This window comes from Nocardiopsis sp. M1B1 (assembly GCF_052466615.1).
The window spans coordinates 4,632,056-4,648,763 of record NZ_CP196194.1 but is presented as its reverse complement, the minus strand read 5'-3'; the positions used below and the strand labels follow the sequence as shown (position 1 = coordinate 4,648,763).

Sequence of the window (16,708 nt, the reverse complement as noted above, 5' to 3'; positions counted from 1 at the left end):
ACGGTGTCCCGTACCATCCAGGGGGTGACGCGCGGAGTAGGCACGGCGGCGGCGCTCATCGCGGTGGTCACGGTGGGGGCCAGACTGGCGGGGTTCGGGCGCACCGTGGTCTTCTCCCAGACCGTCGGCGACACCTGTCTGGGCACCGCCTACGTCACCGCCAACCAGCTGCCCGCCGTCCTGTTCGAGATCGTCATCGGCGGGGCGCTCACCGCGGTGGTCGTCCCGGTGCTGGCCGCCGCCGCCGAGCGCGGCGACCGCGAGCAGGTGCGCCACACCGCCTCGGCGCTCATCACCTGGGTCCTGTTGCTGGCCGTGCCGCTGTCGGCGCTGCTCGCCCTGGTCTCGGTCCCGGCGATGTCGCTCATGCTGGGCGCGGGCGAGGGCTGCGACCGGGGTGCGCTGCTCGGGCTGGCCGCCCGCATGCTCGCGGTCTTCGCCCCGCAGATCGTCCTCTACGGCCTGGCCTCGGTGCTCTACGGCGTCCTGCAGTCCCACCGCCGCTTCCTGGCCCCGGCCCTGGCCCCGCTGGTGTCCAGCCTGGTGGTCATCGCCGCATACGTGGCCTTCGTGCCGCTGGGAGCCGACCACCGCCAGGACGTGGCGGGCCTGCCGTTGGCGGCCGAGCTGGCCCTGTCCCTGGGCACCACCGCCGGGGCGGCGGCGCTCTTCCTCACGGTCGTGGGGCCCGCCCGGCGGCTGCGGGTGCGGCCCCGGCCGCGTCTGACCTTCCCGCCCGGGGTGGGCGGGCGCGTGCGCTCCCTGGCGCTGGCCTCCCTGCTGCCGCTGGCGGCCATGCAGCTGTGCCTGCTGCTGTTCGTGGCCCTGGCCAACCGGGGCGGCGGCGCGGGGGCGGCCGTGCTCCACACCTACGCCTGGGCCCTGTTCACCCTGCCCTACGGGGTGATCGCGGTGCCCATCGCCACCAGCGCGTTCACCGCCCTGGCGGTCGCGCACGCCGAACACGACCGGAGGGGGTACGCCTCCCTGGTGGCGGGCGGCGCCCGCGCCTGCGTGGTGGTCACCGCCGGGGTGGGCGCCGCCCTGGCCGCCGCCGCGGCCCCGGTGGCCCTGGTCTTCGCCCAGCACGACCCCGTGACCCTGGAGCGAGCCCTGCTCGCCTACGCTCCCGGGGTGGTGGGCTTCGGGCTGGTGGCCCTGCTCAGCCGGGCCCTGTACGCCTCGCACCACGGGCGCCTGGCCGCCACGGCTCAGGTGGTGGGGTGGCTGGTGGTGATGTTGTGTGCTGTGGTGTTGGTGTGGACGTTGCCGCCGGGCTGGTCCATCGCCGGGCTGGGCGCGGCCAGCACGGTCGGGCTGAGCCTGGCCGCGGCCCTGCTGTGCGCGGCGGTGGCGCGCACGCACAGACGGGAGAGCCTGACGGGACTGGCGCGCTCGGTACTGGCCGCGGCGCTGGGCGGTGTGGTCGGGTGGAGCGCGGGGCGCGCGGTGGCCGCGGCCCTGCCCGCGGACGGCGTGTGGCAGACGGTGGTGGCGGCCGCGGTGTCGGCGACGGCGGCGCTGGCCGCCTACGCGGCCGTCGCGGCGGTGGTGGACCGTCCGGCGGTGCGCGCCGTCGCCGACCGGGTCGGGACCGTACTCGAACGCAGGAGGGAGAGGCGTTGAACGCCAGGATCGCGCTGGTCATCGGTACCAGCAGTGGAGGGGTGGGCCGCCACGTGCGCTCGCTGGGCGCGGGCCTGGCCGCGCGCGGCCACCGGGTGGCGGTGCTGGGCCCGGCCTCCGCCGAGCGCGAGTTCGGCTTCACCTCGGAGGGCATGCGCTTCTCCCCGGTCGGCATCGGAGCGGCGCCCTCGGCGGGTGATCCCGGCGCCGTGCTGCGCCTGCGCGCCCTGACCCGGGGCGCGGACGTGGTGCACGCGCACGGGCTGCGGGCCGGGGCCCTGTGCGCGCTGGCCGGCGCCTCTCCGCTGGTGGTGACCGCGCACAACGCGCCGCCGCTGGTGCGGGGGGCGCTGTCGGCGGCCTACCCGGTGCTGGAGCGGATCGTGGCGCACCGCGCGGACGTGGTGCTGGGGGTGTCGGGCGACCTGGTGCGCAGGCTGCGCTCGGTCGGGGCGCGCGACGCGCGGCTGGCGGTGGTGGCCGCTCCCGAGACCGGCGCTCCGGTGAACGGGCGCGAGGCCACCCGGGCCGACCTGGCGGTGCTGCCGGAGCGGCCGCTGCTGCTGACCGTCGCCCGCCTGGCCGAGCAGAAGGGGCTGGACATGCTCCTGGCGGCGGCGCCGGCCATCGCCGACCGCCGCCCCGAACCGGTGGTGGCGATCGCCGGGGACGGCCCCTTGTGGGGGGAGCTACACGACACGGCCGCGGAGATGCGCGCGGACGTGCGCATGCTGGGGCACCGCGCGGACGTGGCCGACCTGTTGGCGGCGGCGGACGTGTTCTGCCTGACCAGCCAGTGGGAGGGGCCCTCGCTGGTGATCATGGAGGCGCTGCGCGCGGGGCTGCCGGTGGTCTCCACCCGGGTCGGCGGCATCCCGGACCTGTACTCGGGGACGGTGCTGATGGTGCCGCCGGGGGATCCCGCGGCCTTCGCCGCGGCCGTGGGCCGGGTGCTGGACGACCCGGCGCTGGCCGAGGACCTGCGGGCGCGCTCGCGCGAGGCGGCCAAGGCACTGCCGAGCGAGGAGGACGCGGTGGAGGCCGCCGCGGGCGTGTACAAGGCGGTGCTGCGCAGGTGAGGCGGGACGCGTGGGGATACGGGGGCGGGGTGGCCCCGGGGTCGGGTGGACCTGTCCCCGGGGTACGGTCGATGCCACCCTCGCCGGGACTTCACCTCGCGGGGGTGTAGATGTCATCCTGGACTACGGTCCGGTGTGTGCCGCCCACTGTGCGGTACCGGTATCCTGGCCTGACACGTGAGGGGAGTATCCCTGTCGCGGCGGTGTCGTCATCACGGCGGACAATGTCGTCCTCCCGGTGCCGCCGGTTCGCAGCGCTTCGCTGCGAGCGGGAGAGACCTCCGGTGGTTCGACGTGCGTGCACACCGCCCGCGCGCACTGACCGGAGGAGAGACCGTCCGTGAACGTTCCCTTGTGGTTGTGGGCTGCCACCATCGGCGCCATGGTCGCCATCCTGGTGATCGACCTCATCATCGTCGACCATCCCTGGAGCAAGACGAAGGGCCCCCAGGAGTTCGGCATGAAGCAGGCCGCCTGGTGGGCGGCCTTCTACATCGGCATCGCCATCATCTTCGGCTTCGGTGTCTGGTACTTCGGCGGAGGCGCCGCGGGCGCCGAGTACTTCGCCGGGTTCGTCACCGAGAAGAGCCTGAGCATCGACAACCTCTTCGTGTTCTACCTTCTGATGGGCTCCTTCGCGGTGCCCAAGAAGTACCAGCACGAGGTCCTGCTCGTCGGCATCGTCATCGCGCTGGTCATGCGCGGTATCTTCATCGTCCTGGGCGCCCAGGTCATCAACGCCTGGAGCGAGGTCTTCTACCTCTTCGGCGCCTTCCTGATCTACACCGGTTACAAGATCGTCCGCGACCACATGAAGGGCGACGAGGAGGAGAAGGACTTCACCCAGACCCCGGTGGTCCGCCTCCTCAAGCGCTTCTGGCCGGTGACCGACGACTACCACGGCGCCAAGCTCACCGTGAAGCTCGACGGCCGCCGCCACATCACGCCGATGCTGATGGTCATCGTCGCGATCGGCATGATCGACCTGGTCTTCGCCGTCGACTCCATCCCGGCGATCTTCGGTCTGACACAGGACGCCTACATCGTCTTCACCGCCAACGCCTTCGCCCTGCTGGGTCTGCGCCAGCTGTACTTCCTGCTGGCCGGTCTGATGGACCGCCTGGCCTACATCAGCTGGGGCCTGTCGGCGATCATGGTCTTCATCGGCGTCAAGATGATCCTGCACGCCCTGCACGAGAACGGCGTGCACGTGCCCGAGGTCGGCATCGGCCTGTCCCTGACCGTCATCCTGGGCATCATGACCATCACCATCGTCGGCAGCCTGATCAAGTCCCGCGCCGACGAGCGCAAGAACCCCGAGCTCAAGACCGAGCGCGACCCCTCGGTCGACTCCCCGGCGGACCGCTCCTGAGCGGACGGCGGGCCCGCGGGCCAGCCGAGGACATTCCGGGAAACGGCCGGATTCGAACAGTCGTTCGTCTATAGTGGTGGCACCCTGAGCGCTCCGGCGCCGGGGTGCCGCCTTGTTTTGCGAGGTGGAAGAAACCGTCGTCGGCGGTCGTTAGGCTGGACGGGCGGGAGAGGCGAGCGTCCTCCCCCCTCTCCTCAGCGGCCCGTCTCCGGGGCCCGGGCGGTCTCCGGGAGGCCCCGACCGCCGCACGCGAAGTTCCACACGGGTCAGCCGACGTCACGCGACGGGGTCCGCGTCCTGTGCGCCAGAGCCGAAGGATGTCTCACTCGATGGTCGAACAACTGGTAGTCCGGGGAGCCCGGGAGCACAACCTCAAGGACGTCTCGCTGGACCTGCCGCGCGACTCCATGATCGTGTTCACCGGCCTGTCCGGTTCGGGCAAGTCGTCGCTGGCCTTCGACACGATCTTCGCCGAGGGCCAGCGGCGCTACGTGGAGTCGCTGTCGGCCTACGCCCGCCAGTTCCTGGGGCAGATGGACAAGCCGGACGTGGACTTCATCGAGGGCCTGTCCCCGGCGGTGTCCATCGACCAGAAGTCCACCAGCCGCAACCCCCGCTCCACCGTCGGCACCATCACCGAGGTCTACGACTACCTGCGGCTGCTGTGGGCGCGCATCGGCGTCCCGCACTGTCCCGAGTGCCACCGCGAGATCGCCCGCCAGACCCCGCAGCAGATCGTGGACCGCGTCCTGGAGATGGAGGAGGGCACCCGCTTCCAGGTGCTCGCCCCCGTCGTGCGCGGACGCAAGGGCGAGTACGTCGAGCTGTTCAAGGACCTGCAGTCCAAGGGCTACACCCGCGCGGTGGTGGACGGGCAGGCCGTGCGCCTGGACGAGGCGCCCAAGCTGGGCCGCTACGACAAGCACGACATCGCCGTGGTCGTGGACCGCCTCAGCGTCAAGCCCTCCTCCCGCGGGCGCCTGACCGACTCGGTGGAGACGGCGCTCAAGCTGGCCGGGGGCACCATCGTCCTGGACTTCGTGGACGTGGAGGCCGGGGACCCCGACCGCGAGAAGGTCTTCTCCGAGCACCTGTACTGCCCCTACGACGACCTGTCCTTCGAACAGCTCGAACCGCGCTCCTTCTCCTTCAACGCCCCCTACGGCGCCTGCGCCGAGTGCTCGGGCCTGGGCACCCGCATGGAGGTCGACCCCGAACTCCTGGTCCCCGACCCCGAGAAGACGCTGGCCGAGGGCGCCATCGGCCCCTGGTCGGGCGGGCCCAACAGCGGCTACTGGGAGCGCATCCTCAAGGCGGTGGGCGAGGCGATCGGCTTCGACCTGGACACCCCCTGGGAGCGGCTGCCGCGCCGCGCGCGCAAGGCCCTGCTGGAGGGGCACGACACCCAGGTCCACGTCAGCTACCGCAACAGGTACGGGCGCAACCGCTCCTACTACACCGAGTTCGAGGGCGTCATCCCCTGGGTCAAGCGCCGCCACTCCGAGACCGAGAGCGACTACGGCCGCGAACGGCTGGAGGGGTACATGCGCACCGTGCCCTGCCCGACCTGCGAGGGCACCCGCCTCAAGCCGGTCGTGCTCGCGGTGACCGTGGGCGGCAGGTCCATCGCCGAGGTCGCCCAGATGCCGCTCAGCGACAGCGCGGCCTTCCTGGCCGGGCTCACACTCTCCGAGCGCGACGCGGTCATCGCCGCCCAGGTGCTCAAGGAGATCAACGCCCGGCTCGGCTTCCTGCTCGACGTCGGCCTGGACTACCTGAGCCTGGCGCGCTCCTCGGGCTCGCTCTCGGGCGGGGAGGCCCAGCGCATCCGCCTGGCCACCCAGATCGGCTCCGGCCTGGTGGGCGTGCTGTACGTGCTGGACGAGCCCTCCATCGGCCTGCACCAGCGCGACAACGCGCGCCTGCTGGAGACCCTCCAGCGCCTGCGCGACATCGGCAACACGCTCATCGTCGTCGAACACGACGAGGACACCATCCGCGCCGCCGACTGGGTCGTGGACATCGGCCCCGGCGCGGGCGAGCACGGCGGCCACGTCGTGGTCTCGGGGATCGTGGACGAACTGCTCACCTCGCAGGACTCGCTCACCGGCGAGTACCTGTCCGGCAAGCGCGGCATCGAGGTGCCCGTGGAGCGCCGCCCCCTCACCCGGGGGCACGAGCTGGTGGTCCGGGGAGCGCGCGAGAACAACCTCCACGGCATCGACGTCGCCTTCCCGCTGGGCGTGTTCACCGCCGTCACCGGCGTGTCCGGCTCGGGCAAGTCCACCCTGGTCAACGAGATCCTCTACAAGGCCCTGGCCAAGGAGCTCAACGGGGCGCGCGACGTGCCCGGCCGCCACCTGCGGGTCAACGGCACGAACAAGGTCGACAAGGTCGTGCACGTGGACCAGAGCCCCATCGGGCGGACCCCGCGCTCCAACCCGGCCACCTACTCGGGGGTCTTCGACCACATCCGCAAGCTGTTCGCGCAGACCACCGACGCCAAGACGCGCGGCTACCAGCCGGGCCGGTTCTCCTTCAACGTCAAGGGCGGCCGCTGCGAGGCCTGCTCCGGCGACGGCACGCTCAAGATCGAGATGCAGTTCCTGCCCGACGTCTACGTGCCCTGCGAGGTGTGCCACGGCGCCCGGTACAACCGGGAGACCCTCCAGGTCCGCTACAAGGGCAAGAACATCTCCGAGGTCCTCAACATGCCGATCTCGGAGGCCCTGGAGTTCTTCGAGCCGATCAACGCCATCCGCCGCCACCTGCAGACCCTGGCCGACGTCGGCCTGGGCTACGTGCGGCTGGGCCAGCCCGCCACGACGCTGTCGGGCGGCGAGGCGCAGCGGGTCAAGCTCGCCGCCGAGCTCCAGCGCCGCTCCACCGGGCGGACGGTGTACGTGCTCGACGAGCCCACGACCGGCCTGCACTTCGAGGACATCCGCAAGCTGCTGGGCGTGCTCAACCGGCTGGCCGACACCGGCAACACGGTGATCGTCATCGAGCACAACCTCGACGTGATCAAGACGGCCGACCACGTCATCGACATGGGCCCCGAGGGCGGTTCCGGCGGCGGCACCGTGGTCGCGCAGGGGACCCCGGAGGAGGTCGCCGCGGTGGCCGAGTCCTACACCGGGCGCTTCCTGGCCAAGATGCTCTGAGCCCGCGCTCCGCGCCTCCGCCGCGCCCCGTCCCGGTCCTCGCGGGGCGGGGCGCGGCGCCGCCCGTTGCCACAGCGGGTCGGCGGTTCGCGACACATGTCCCACCTCAGTAGAGTCGAACGTGTCCGCGCCCGGCCCCCGCGCGACTCCGACGAACCGCCCTGGAGGTTGGCCCGCCCATGAACGTCCCTCCCCGACCGGACCGCGGCGGGCCGACGCCTCAGGGCGTCCAGCAGCCCCCATCCGACCCCGGGAACGGGGAGACCCCCGGCTTCCACGACGGCGACCGCTCCGGCGCACCGGACGCCGCCCCGGGCCCCGAACCCGTGGAGCGGCTCTACCCGCTGGCCGCTTGGCGGACGCGGGTGTACGCGCGCGGCATCGACCTGCTCCTGGTCGCCCTGCCCGCGCTGCTGTTGGCGCTCGTGCTCTCCCTGGCCTGGGTGGGCGTCCAGGCGGTCGGCTCCGGCGACACCACCGGTATCGGCGACCGGTACCCGCTCTTCCTGTCGGTGACCTTCTTCCTGCTCTACGCGGGCTACGAGACACTCGCCCTCTCCCGGTGGCAGCAGACGCTGGGCAAGCGCCGCGTCGGGCTCAGGGTCGCCCCCCAGGCCGGGAACGGCGGTCTGGGCACGCCGCCGCTGGCCGCCCTGACGGTGCGCGCCGCGCTGCTGGCCCTGCCCTTCCTGCTGTTCTTCCTGTTCTTCAGCGCCGTCTGGTTCTGGTGGTTCGTGGTGGCCGTGACGGCGCTGCTCACCGGCGGGATGGCCGCCTGGAACCGGCCCAATCGGCAGGGGCTGCACGACCGGATCGCTGGCACCGTGGTGCTCGACGTGGCCGCGGCGGACCCGCGGACCCCGGCGGCGCCCCCGTATCCGCCGCGGGCCTGAGGGCTCTCGCGTACACCCCGGAACCCGGGCACCCCGCCGTACCTACTACATTGTGTAGTGATATTTCGGCGCAGGTGAGGAGCGTTTCGTCGTGGCCGGTAAGAGGACGTGCGGGTGCGGGATGAGCAGGCGCCGACTGCTCGGGACGGCGGGGACGGCCGCGGCCGTCACGGCCGTGAGCGCCTGCGGCGGACAGGAGCCCAAGCCGCAGGAGGTCCGGTACGGCCAGGTGGTCGGCCAGACCACCGACGTCCCCGAGGGCGCTGGAGCGGTCTTCAGCAACAGCAAACTGGTCGTGACCCAGCCTGAGGCGGGCCGGTACCGGGCCTTCGGGGCCTCGTGCACGCACGCGGGCTGCACCGTCCAGGAGGTGGACGAGGTCATCCGGTGCCTGTGCCACGGCAGCGAGTTCGACATCTCCACCGGGGAGGCGCTGGCGGGCCCGGCCCAGGAGCCGCTGGAGCCGTTCGAGGTCACCGTCGAGGGTACCGACATCATCCTCCAGGGCCCCTCCTCCTGAGGGGGCGCAGGCGGGCCGGAGCGGGGTCCCGCGGGCCCGCCCGCCGGGACACCACGGCGCCCGGAGCGGAGATCCGCTCCGGGCGCCGTCGCGTGTGTGACCCGGTCGGGCTCAGGCCTCGCCGGGGTCGCCCCCGGGCGGGCCGCTGACGCCGTTGGGCTCGTGGCGCCGGAACGCCGAGGTGGGGAACTGGGCGGCGTAGGCGGCCTCGTCCGCGTCCTCGGAGGCCAGGAACTGGGCGCGGTGGCGCGGCAGGGACTCGGGGTAGTTCTCGACCAGCCAGCCGATGAGGTGCTCGCGGATCTCGCAGGCGATGTCCCACTGGTGCCCGGTGTCGGCGGCGGTGGCCACCACCCGCACCAGCACCTCACCGCTCGGGGCGATGTCCACGACCTGGCAGGACCAGCTGCGCCCGTCCCAGTGGTCGCTGCGGGTGATCAGGCGCCCGGTCTCCTCGCGCATCTCCTCGATCGGCACCTCCCAGTCCAGCGGGAACACCACCTTGGCGGTGATCGCCGTGCCCTGCTTGGTCCAGTTCTCGAAGCTGGTCGTGGTGAAGTTGGCGACCGGGACCACCAGGCGGCGCTCGTCCCAGATCTTGATGGTGACGTTGACCAGGCTCAGCTCCTCGACTCGGCCCCACTCGCCCTCGACCACGACCACGTCGCCGATGCGCAGGGCGTCGCTGAAGGCCAGCTGGAGCCCGGCGAACAGGTTGGCCAGTGTGGACTGGGCCGCAACACCGGCCACGATGCCGATGATGCCCGCGGAGGCCAGCAGCCCGGCGCCGAGCGCGCGGACCTCGTCGAAGGTGAACAGGATGGCGGCGACCGCCAGTACCACGATGATCGAGGTGATCACCCGGCGCAGCAGCCGCACCTGGGTCTGGATGCGCCGCGCCTTGCGGTCGGCGTCGCCGTTGGCGACCGACAGCCGGGCGAGCACCATGTCCGTGACGGCGTAGGCCAGGCTGACGCCCAGGCCCGTCAGCGTCGCGATCATGAGGATGCTCATCGCGTGCTGGAGAGTCTGGTACGTGCCCCAGTCCACGTTGTCGCGGCTGGGCAGTGACAGGTTCGCGCCGACCACCGCGGCCGCGCCGTAACTGGTGTAGGTCGTGCGGTGGACCACGTGCTGGGACACCCGCCAGGCCTTGCCCAGCTTGTGCTTGAGTACCCAGCGCAGGGCGAAGACCAGCAGCACCGCGACCGTGACGGTGACGCCGATCGTGATCCATTGGGGCAGGCTCACGACGAAGGGCCCCCTCTTGTCGTCGATGTCGGGAAGTTCCTGTGTACCCGCCCAACCTAGAGCATGCGGATACCCAATCGTGACGTTTCGCTTACCCGCGCCCGAGGGACGCGGGCGCGTGCGGCGCCCGCAGGACGGGTGCGGTGCGGGGGAGGGGCCCGCGGGGTGAGACGCGCCACGCGCGGAGGGTGCGGGGCTCGGTTGGCCGTATGTCCCCCCGACCTACCACAATGGGTCCATGGCTGCGACTCCTCACCTGCGCCCCGCGCCCGGATCGATCCCCACCGACCCGGGCGTGTACCGGTTCCGGGACTCCTCCGGACGTGTGATCTACGTGGGCAAGGCCAAGAACCTGCGGTCCCGGCTCTCCTCCTACTTCCGCGACTTCGCCGGACTGCACCCGCGCACGCAGCAGATGGTCTCCACCGCCGCCGACGTCGACTGGACGATCGTGGGCACCGAGGTGGAGGCCCTCCAGCTGGAGTACTCCTGGATCAAGCAGTACGACCCCCGGTTCAACGTCAAGTACCGCGACGACAAGAGCTACCCCTACCTGGCGGTCACCCTCAACGAGGAGTTCCCCCGGGTGCAGGTCATGCGCGGCGCCAAGCGCAGGGGGGTGCGCTACTTCGGCCCCTACTCCCACGCCTGGGCCATCCGCGAGACCGTGGACCTGCTGCTGCGGGTCTTCCCCGTGCGCACCTGCTCCCCGGGGGTGTTCCGCGGCGCCCGCAACAGCGGCCGCCCCTGCCTGCTCGGCTACATCGGCAAGTGCGTGGCCCCCTGCGTGGGCAAGGCCTCCCCCGAGGACCACCGGGCCCTGGCCGAGGACTTCTGCTCCTTCCTGGCGGGCGACACCGGCCGGTTCCTGCGCGAGTTGGAGGGGCGGATGCGCGAGGCCGCCGGGGAGATGGAGTACGAGCGGGCCGCCCGCATCCGCGACGACATCGAGGCCCTGCGCGCCGCCCTGGAGAAGCAGGCCGTCGTCCTGCCCGACTCCACCGACTGCGACGTCATCGCCGTGGCCGACGACCAGTTGGAGGCGGCCGTGCAGATCTTCCACGTGCGCGGCGGGCGCATCCGCGGCCAGCGCGGCTACGTGGTGGACAAGATGGCCGACGACGGCCCCGGCGAGCTGATCGCGACCTTCCTCGGCCAGATCTACGGCCCCACCCGGGGCGAGGACGAGAGCGGGGGCACCGGTACCGCCGTCCCCCGCGAGGTCCTGGTCTCCCACGAGCCCGCCGACCCCGACGCCATGGCCGCCTGGCTGTCGGAGCACCGCGGCTCCTCGGTGGACCTGCGGGTGCCGCAGCGGGGCGACAAGAAGTCCCTCATGGAGACCGTCGCCAAGAACGCGGCCGAGTCGCTGGCCCGGCACAAGACCCACCGCGCCGGGGACCTGAGCACCCGCGGCCGCGCCCTCCAGGAGATCCAGGAGGCCCTGGAGCTGTCCGAGGCGCCGCTGCGCATCGAGTGCTTCGACATCTCCAACCTCCAGGGCGAGCACGTGGTGGCGTCCATGGTCGTCTTCGAGGACGGCCTGGCCCGCAAGTCCGAGTACCGCCGCTTCTCCGTCCGCGGCAGCGGCGAGGGCGGCCGGGAGCAGCACGACGTCGCGGCCATGTACGAGGTCGTCCACCGCCGCTTCCGCCGCTACCTGGAGGAGAGCGCCCGCAGCGGCGAGGTCGCCCGCATGGGGGAGACCGGCGACCACGGTGGTCACCAAAGCGACGACGAGCCGTCACCCGGGAAGTTCGCCTATCCGCCTAACCTGGTGGTGGTGGACGGCGCCCGGCCCCAGGCCGAGGCGGCGCGCCGCGCCCTGGACGAACTCGGGATCGAGGACGTCGCGGTGTGCGGCCTGGCCAAGCGCCTGGAGGAGGTGTGGTTGCCCGGCGACGAGGACCCGGTGATCCTGCCCCGCGCGGGCGAGGGGCTCTACCTGCTCCAACGGGTGCGCGACGAGGCCCACCGCTTCGCCATCCAGTACCACAGGCACAAGCGCGCCAAGGCGCTGACCGGCAGCAGCCTGGACGAGCTGCCCGGTCTGGGGCCGTCCCGCAGGACGGCCCTGATCAAGGCGTTCGGCTCGGTGCGCAGGCTCGCCTCGGCCACGGCCGAGGAGATCGCGGCGGTGCCCGGGATCGGCCCCAAGCTGGCCGAGGCCGTGCACGCGCACCTTTCCGGCGGCCCCGCCGCGACGGAGGGGCGGGGCGACGGGGCACCAGCACAGCACATCACTGACGGGGAAGGAGACGCATGACGGTCGAACTGGGTGGGGAACTGCCACCCGAGGTGGTCATCGTCACCGGCATGTCCGGTGCGGGCCGCAGCACGGCGGCCAGGGCCCTGGAGGACCTGGACTGGTTCGTGGTGGACAACCTGCCGCCCGGCCTGCTGCCGACGATGATCGAGCTGGCCGGACGCACGCACGGGGCGGTGCCGCGGGTCGCCGTGGTCGTGGACGTGCGCTCGCTGGCCTTCACCGAGGACCTGCTGTCCACGGTGGAGGAGCTGCGCAAGCGCGACATCACCGCGCGCGTGCTCTACCTGGAGGCCGGCGACGACGCCCTGGTCCGCCGGTTCGAGGGCGTGCGCAGGCCCCACCCCCTCCAGGGCGACGGGCGCCTGACCGACGGCATCGACCGCGAGCGCGAGACGCTGCGGGCGGTGCGCGGCGAGGCCGACCTGGTCATCGACACCTCCCAGCTCAACGTGCACCAGCTCAAGGCCCGGGTGATCGGCTTCTTCGGGGAGAGCGACGAGGCGCGCCCCCGCGCCAACGTGGTCTCCTTCGGGTTCAAGCACGGCCTGCCGGTGGACGCGGACCTGGTGCTGGACTGCCGTTTCCTGCCCAACCCCCACTGGGTGCCCGACCTGCGGCCGATGAACGGCCGTGACGAGGCGGTGCGCGACTACGTCCTGGCCCAGGACGGGGCCAAGGAGATGCTGGAGGCCTACTCCGACGTCCTCAAGCTGACCATCGCCGGTTACCAGCGCGAGGGCAAGCACTACATGACGCTGGCGGTGGGCTGCACCGGGGGCAAGCACCGCAGCGTGGCCATGGCCGAGCAGTTCGCCGACCGGCTGCGCGGCCAGGGTGTGGACGTGCACGTGGTCCACCGGGACGTCGGACGGGAGTGACCCGCGGGCGCCCGACACGCGCCCTGCCCGCGGTGCACCGTTCTCGGTGGTACGGTCCGATTCGTCCGGTGGACATGGGACGAGGGGCAGACCACAGCCATGGCGAAGAGCACAGCACCCGACGGTGACGGGCGGCGTCCGCCCCGGGTGGTCGCGCTGGGGGGCGGGCACGGCCTGCACGCCTCCCTGTCGGCCCTGCGCAGGGTGACCACCGACGTGACGGCGGTCGTCACCGTCGCCGACGACGGCGGCTCCAGCGGCCGCCTGCGCCGGGAGCTGGGCGTCCTGCCCCCCGGCGACCTGCGCATGGCGCTGGCCGCGCTGTGCGGCGACGACGAGTGGGGTCATACCTGGAGCGAGGTCATCCAGCACCGCTTCCGCTCCGAGGGCGAACTGCACGGCCACGCGGTCGGCAACCTGCTGATCGTGGCCCTGTGGGAGCTGCTCGGCGACTCCGTGGCGGGCCTGGACTGGGTGGGCCAGCTGCTGGGCGCGCACGGCAGGGTGCTGCCGATGTCGTCGGTGCCGCTGGACATCGCCGCCGAGGTGTCGGGGATCGACCCGGCGCGGCCCGATGAGCTGACCACGGTGCGCGGCCAGGTGGCGTGCGCCAGCACCAGCGGCAAGGTGCGCTCCATCTCACTGATCCCCGAGGACCCGCCCGCCAGCCCGCAGGCGGTCAAGGCGGTGCGCGAGGCCGACTGGGTGGTGTTCGGCCCCGGGTCGTGGTTCACCAGCGTGCTGCCCCACCTGCTGGTCCCGGACCTGGCGCACGCCCTGGTCACCACCCGCGCCAAGCGCATGGTGGCGCTGAACCTGTCCCCGCAGCGGGGCGAGACTGACGGCTTCCGCCCCGAGACCTACCTGGAGGTGCTGCGCGAGCACGCGCCCAAGCTGGGGGTGGACGTGGTGCTCGCCGACCGGGGGACCGTGGAGGAGCCCGAGCCCCTGGTGCGGGTGGTGGGCGAGCTGGGCGGGCGCCTGGAGCTGGCGGAGCTGTCCCGCGACGACGGCACACCGCGACACGACCCCGACCGGCTCGCGGCGGCTTTCGAGAGGGTCCTGGAGGGTTGAGGGGCCGGTGGCGGTCCGCGGTCCCCGCAGGTCGGGGGCAATTGGCCGCACACCGGAACGAAGGCCCCAGGGTGCGCGGCGCCGCTGGTCGGCGGATGGGCAACACGCCGTGCGGGGGTCGGCAGCCAGCGCCCGGTCACGTAGTCTGCCACGGAGTAAGCCGCTCGTGGCAGGGCCGCGACGGCGCATCCCCGGTGCCGAGCGCGTGGCGCCGGGTCGGGTTGTGTGACGGGGAGGACCTCAGCGATGGCGATGACCGGCGTGGTGAAGGATGAGTTGAGCCGGCTGACCATTCTCAAGCCATGCTGCCGCAAGGCCGAGGTGTCCACCATCCTGCGGTTCACCGGGGGCCTGCACCTGGTGGGCGGGCGCATCGTGATCGAGGCCGAGCTCGACACGGGCGCGGCCGCGCGCCGCCTGCGCAAGGACATCTCCGAGGTCTTCGGCCACGAGTCCGAGGTGGTCGTGCTGTCCCCGAGCGGCCTGCGCAAGGGCAACCGGTACGTGGTCCGGGTGATCAAGGACGGCGAGTCGCTGGCCCGGCAGACGGGGCTGGTGGACAACAACGGCCGCCCGGTGCGCGGCCTGCCCCGGCACGTGGTGGCCGGCGGAGCCTGCGACGCCGAGTCGGCCTGGCGGGGAGCGTTCATCGCGCACGGCTCCCTGACAGAGCCGGGCCGGTCGATGTCGCTGGAGGTGACCTGCCCCGGGCCGGAGGCCGCGCTGGCTCTGGTGGGCGCCGCCCGCCGGCTCAAGGTGCACGCCAAGGCGCGCGAGGTGCGCGGCGTGGACCGGGTGGTGGTCCGCGACGGCGACTCCATCGGCGCGCTGCTGACCCTGCTGGGCGCCCACCAGAGCGTGCTGGCGTGGGAGGAGCGGCGGATGCGCCGGGAGGTGCGCGCCACCGCCAACCGGCTGGCCAACTTCGACGACGCGAACCTGCGGCGCAGCGCGCGGGCGGCGGTGGCCGCGGGCGCGCGCGTGGAGCGGGCCCTGGAGATCCTGGGCGAGGACGCGCCCAAGCACCTGGTGGCCGCGGGCCAGCTGCGCCTGGCGCACAAGCAGGCCTCCCTGGAGGAGCTGGGGCAGCTGTCCGTCCCGCCGCTGACCAAGGACGCCATCGCCGGGCGTATCCGCAGGCTGCTGGCGATGGCCGACAAGCGCGCGAGCGACCTGGGCATCGAGGGCACCGAGGCCAACCTGACCCCGGACATGCTGGTGCCCTGACCCGGAGCCCGCCGCGGCCCCCGGGCGCTGGCGCCGTAACACCGATGTTCGGCTTTGTTAACTGCGAAAACTCCCGGATAACTTCGGAAAATGGTATAGACCTCTCCGGCTCGCAGTGCCAGGATGGTCGCGAATCCACCGGGCCCGCAGGCTCGGCCGTGGCCCAGCAGCGGCTCTTCGCCGGTGCTCCGCTAGGCTCGTGGTGAACACCCTGTGTGCGTTGAACCTGCTCATGGCGGTCGACCGGTTGACCCCGGAATACGGCGTTCGGGGCGGGGGCCAATGCCCGGGTGGAAATGATGTGCGATATATGAGGAGATTGGTTCCGTGACCATCCGTGTAGGCGTCAACGGCTTCGGCAGGATCGGCCGCAATTTCTGGCGCGCGGTCGCCGCTGGTGGCAGCGACATCGAAATCGTCGCGGTCAACGACCTCACCGACACCAAGACGCTCGCGCACCTGCTCAAGTACGACACCGTGCTCGGCACCCTGGAGGGCGACGTCGAGGTCGGCGACGACTTCATCCGCGTGGGCGACAAGACCATCAAGGTCCTGGCCCAGCGCGACCCGGCCCAGCTGCCCTGGTCGGACCTGAACGTGGACGTGGTCGTCGAGTCCACCGGCATCTTCACCAAGGCCGAGGACGCCAAGAAGCACATCGAGGCCGGCGCCAAGAAGGTCATCATCTCCGCCCCGGCCAAGGGCGAGGACATCACCGTCGTCATGGGCGTCAACGACGACAAGTACGACGCGGCCAACCACCACGTCATCTCCAACGCCTCCTGCACCACCAACTGCGTCGCGCCGATGGCCAAGGTCCTCCTGGACAACTTCGGCGTCAAGCAGGGCCTGATGACCACGGTCCACGCCTACACCAACGACCAGGTCATCCTGGACTTCCCGCACAAGGACCTGCGTCGCGCCCGCGCGGCCGCGCAGAACATCATCCCGACCACCACCGGTGCCGCCAAGGCCACCGCGCTGGTCATCCCCGAGCTCCAGGGCAAGCTGGACGGCATGGCCATGCGCGTCCCCGTGCCCGACGGCTCCGTGACCGACCTGGTCGTCACCCTGGAGCGCGAGGTCACCAAGGACGAGGTCAACGCCGCGTTCAAGGCCGCCGCCGAGGGCCCGCTCAAGGACGTGCTCGTCTACACCGAGGACGAGATCGTCTCCTCCGACATCGTCGGCACCTCGCCCTCGTGCACCTTCGACTCCAAGCTGACCATGGCCTTCGGCAACCAGGTCAAGATCGTCGGCTGGTACGACAACGAGTGGGGCTACTCCAACCGCCTGGTCGACCTGGCCAAGCTGGTCGGCTCCGGCCTGTAGCGTCCACGGCCCCATGGCCACCG

At 72.0% G+C, this 16,708-nt stretch carries 12 protein-coding genes; 11 read left to right on the top strand and 1 reads right to left on the bottom strand.

What is annotated here, in order from left to right; all coding sequences use genetic code 11:
- The first annotated feature begins 3 nt into the window (after positions 1-3).
- From murJ to ACSTA4_RS20140, 6 genes are all read left to right on the top strand, one after another.
- The gene (gene murJ, locus ACSTA4_RS20165) at positions 4-1,626 is read left to right on the top strand and encodes a murein biosynthesis integral membrane protein MurJ (RefSeq protein ID WP_444960614.1); all 1,623 of its coding nucleotides are present in this window, start codon (positions 4-6) and stop codon (positions 1,624-1,626) included.
- Positions 1,623-2,705, top strand: a complete 1,083-nt coding sequence (locus tag ACSTA4_RS20160; protein WP_416029759.1) for a glycosyltransferase family 4 protein — start codon at positions 1,623-1,625, stop codon at positions 2,703-2,705. Before murJ ends, ACSTA4_RS20160 begins: the two co-directional genes overlap by 4 nt.
- A 340-nt stretch (positions 2,706-3,045) precedes the next feature.
- Positions 3,046-4,077 (top strand): TerC family protein, encoded by a 1,032-nt coding sequence (locus ACSTA4_RS20155; protein WP_444960613.1) that lies wholly within the window; start codon positions 3,046-3,048, stop codon positions 4,075-4,077.
- A gap of 329 nt (positions 4,078-4,406) precedes the next feature.
- Positions 4,407-7,241 (top strand): excinuclease ABC subunit UvrA, encoded by a 2,835-nt coding sequence (uvrA, locus tag ACSTA4_RS20150; RefSeq protein ID WP_274974019.1) that lies wholly within the window; start codon positions 4,407-4,409, stop codon positions 7,239-7,241.
- 179 nt (positions 7,242-7,420) lie between these two features.
- Positions 7,421-8,134 (top strand): RDD family protein, encoded by a 714-nt coding sequence (locus ACSTA4_RS20145; RefSeq protein WP_444960612.1) that lies wholly within the window; start codon positions 7,421-7,423, stop codon positions 8,132-8,134.
- Between the two features lie 121 nt (positions 8,135-8,255).
- A complete protein-coding gene (locus ACSTA4_RS20140) occupies positions 8,256-8,654 on the top strand; it encodes a Rieske (2Fe-2S) protein (protein ID WP_444960611.1) in 399 nt (132 codons plus the stop codon).
- Between the two features lie 111 nt (positions 8,655-8,765).
- Here the strand turns inward: ACSTA4_RS20140 and ACSTA4_RS20135 are convergent, their stop codons facing one another.
- On the bottom strand, positions 8,766-9,905 hold the full coding sequence (locus ACSTA4_RS20135; RefSeq protein WP_444960610.1) for a mechanosensitive ion channel family protein: 1,140 nt from the start codon (positions 9,903-9,905) through the stop codon (positions 8,766-8,768).
- A gap of 238 nt (positions 9,906-10,143) precedes the next feature.
- Between ACSTA4_RS20135 and uvrC the strand changes: the two genes are divergently transcribed.
- From uvrC to gap, 5 genes are all read left to right on the top strand, one after another.
- Positions 10,144-12,171, top strand: a complete 2,028-nt coding sequence (uvrC, locus tag ACSTA4_RS20130) for an excinuclease ABC subunit UvrC (RefSeq protein WP_444960609.1) — start codon at positions 10,144-10,146, stop codon at positions 12,169-12,171.
- Positions 12,168-13,052, top strand: a complete 885-nt coding sequence (gene rapZ, locus ACSTA4_RS20125; protein ID WP_444960608.1) for an RNase adapter RapZ — start codon at positions 12,168-12,170, stop codon at positions 13,050-13,052. The genes uvrC and rapZ overlap by 4 nt, the downstream gene beginning before the upstream one ends.
- A 99-nt stretch (positions 13,053-13,151) precedes the next feature.
- Complete coding sequence (locus tag ACSTA4_RS20120; RefSeq protein WP_212643604.1) at positions 13,152-14,126, top strand: gluconeogenesis factor YvcK family protein; 975 nt, start codon at positions 13,152-13,154, stop codon at positions 14,124-14,126.
- Between the two features lie 246 nt (positions 14,127-14,372).
- Positions 14,373-15,353 (top strand): DNA-binding protein WhiA, encoded by a 981-nt coding sequence (whiA, locus tag ACSTA4_RS20115; RefSeq protein ID WP_013154028.1) that lies wholly within the window; start codon positions 14,373-14,375, stop codon positions 15,351-15,353.
- A 327-nt stretch (positions 15,354-15,680) separates the two neighbouring features.
- A complete protein-coding gene (gene gap, locus ACSTA4_RS20110; protein WP_013154027.1) occupies positions 15,681-16,685 on the top strand; it encodes a type I glyceraldehyde-3-phosphate dehydrogenase in 1,005 nt (334 codons plus the stop codon).
- Positions 16,686-16,708 lie beyond the last annotated feature (23 nt).

What these genes read in the sequence shown, in the direction of transcription:
- uvrA (WP_274974019.1), top strand. Translation starts at nt 4,407, where the DNA reads ATGGTCGAACAACTGGTAGTCCGGGGAGCCCGGGAGCACAACCTCAAG.
- ACSTA4_RS20145 (WP_444960612.1), top strand. Translation starts at nt 7,421, where the DNA reads ATGAACGTCCCTCCCCGACCGGACCGCGGCGGGCCGACGCCTCAGGGC.
- ACSTA4_RS20140 (WP_444960611.1), top strand. Translation starts at nt 8,256, where the DNA reads ATGAGCAGGCGCCGACTGCTCGGGACGGCGGGGACGGCCGCGGCCGTC.
- uvrC (WP_444960609.1), top strand. Translation starts at nt 10,144, where the DNA reads ATGGCTGCGACTCCTCACCTGCGCCCCGCGCCCGGATCGATCCCCACC.
- rapZ (WP_444960608.1), top strand. Translation starts at nt 12,168, where the DNA reads ATGACGGTCGAACTGGGTGGGGAACTGCCACCCGAGGTGGTCATCGTC.
- ACSTA4_RS20120 (WP_212643604.1), top strand. Translation starts at nt 13,152, where the DNA reads ATGGCGAAGAGCACAGCACCCGACGGTGACGGGCGGCGTCCGCCCCGG.
- whiA (WP_013154028.1), top strand. Translation starts at nt 14,373, where the DNA reads ATGGCGATGACCGGCGTGGTGAAGGATGAGTTGAGCCGGCTGACCATT.